Origin of the sequence: Mycobacterium sp. E2462 (assembly GCF_001672685.1) — a bacterium.
GTDB lineage: Bacteria > Actinomycetota > Actinomycetes > Mycobacteriales > Mycobacteriaceae > Mycobacterium.
In genome coordinates this window covers 1-1454 of record NZ_LZKC01000108.1, presented here as the reverse complement: position 1 = coordinate 1454, position 1454 = coordinate 1, and the positions used below count along the sequence as shown (strand labels likewise).

The following is a 1454-nucleotide window of genomic DNA, read 5'->3' as shown; positions in this document are numbered from 1 at the left end:
GCCCGGCCATCAGCATCGCCAGCACGACGGGCCGCAGGATCACCGGAATGCCGCGGCGCCGGGCCTCGACGAGCTCGGGGTTGGTCTTCGGGATGGCGGCGTGGGTGGTGATGACCGCGGTGGGTCCGCCGGGCAGCAGGTCCAGCGACGCCGCGGCGTGCCCGATGCGGATCTGCGCGCCGCGGGCCCGCAGCGCGTGCACGCCGCGCGACTCCTTGGCGTCGGAGCCGGACACGAGCGCGCCGCGGTCCAGCAGGATGCGGGCGACGCCGGACATGCCCGCTCCCCCGATGCCCACCATGTGCACCCGCTCGAGGCCGGGTGGCAGCTCGGGCGGGCTCGTCACGGCGCGCTCCCGGGCGCGACGCCGCGGGCGATGTCGAGGGCGGCCTGCGCGACGCGGCGCGCGGCGTCGGGGTGGCCCTCCCGGGCGGCGGCGGCCGTGATGGCCGCCAGCCGCGGCGGGTCCCCCAGCAACCCCGAGACCCGCTCGGCGACCACCGTCGGCGTCAGGTCGGCGTCGGCGACGATCATGCCGCCCCCGCCGTTGACCACCGGCAGCGCGTTGAGCCGCTGCTCGCCGTTGCCGATCGGCAGCGGTACGTAGATGGCGGGCAGGCCGACCGCCGAAACCTCGGCGACGGTCATGGCGCCGGAACGGCAGATCGCGAGGTCCGCGGCGGCGTAGGCCAGGTCCATCCGGTCGAGGTAGGGCACCGCCACGTAGGGCGGGTCGCCCGGTCGCGGTTCGCGCAGGTCCAGGGTGTTCTTGGGGCCGTGGGCGTGCAGCACGGAGACACCGGCGGCCGCCAGGTCCGCGGCGGCCCCCGACACGGCCCGGTTGAGGGAGACCGCGCCCTGCGACCCGCCGAACACCAGCAGCACCCGGGCGTCGTCGGCGAAACCGAAGTGGCGGCGCGCCTCCGTCCGCAGCGCCGCGCGGTCCAGCGAGGTGATGGCGGCGCGCACCGGCACCCCGACCACCTCGGCGCCAGGCAGTCCGCAGTCCGGCACGGCGGCCAGCACCCGGTCCGCGCGGCGGGCCCCGACGCGGTTGGCCAGACCGGCGCGCGCGTTCGCCTCGTGGATCACCACCGGGATGCGGCGGCGCCCGGCGCCCCGCGGCAACCCGCGGGCGGCGAGATAGGCGGGCAGGGCCACGTATCCACCGAACCCGATGACCACGTCGGCGCCGACGCCGGTGAGCACCGCGCGGGTCTCCCGGACCGCGCGCCACACCCGGGGTGGCAACCGGGCGAGGTCACCGCTGGGCTTGCGCGGCAACGGGACCGGCGTGATCAGCTCGAGGTGGTAACCGCGCTCGGGCACCAACCTGGTCTCCAGGCCGCGCGCGGTGCCCAACGCGGTGATGCGGACCCGTGGGTCGAGCGCGGTGAGCGCGTCGGCGACGGCCATCGCCGGCTCGACGTGGCCGGCGGTGCCGCCCCCGGCCA

Annotated in this window: 2 protein-coding genes; both read right to left on the bottom strand. The window is 77.4% G+C overall.

What is annotated here, in order from left to right:
- A partial coding sequence (locus A5714_RS05175) for a Mur ligase domain-containing protein (RefSeq protein WP_231975780.1) occupies positions 1-301 on the bottom strand: 301 nt, incomplete at its 3' end.
- 41 nt (positions 302-342) lie between these two features.
- On the bottom strand, positions 343-1454 hold a 1112-nt coding region (gene murG, locus A5714_RS05170), incomplete at its 5' end, for an undecaprenyldiphospho-muramoylpentapeptide beta-N-acetylglucosaminyltransferase (protein WP_068283419.1).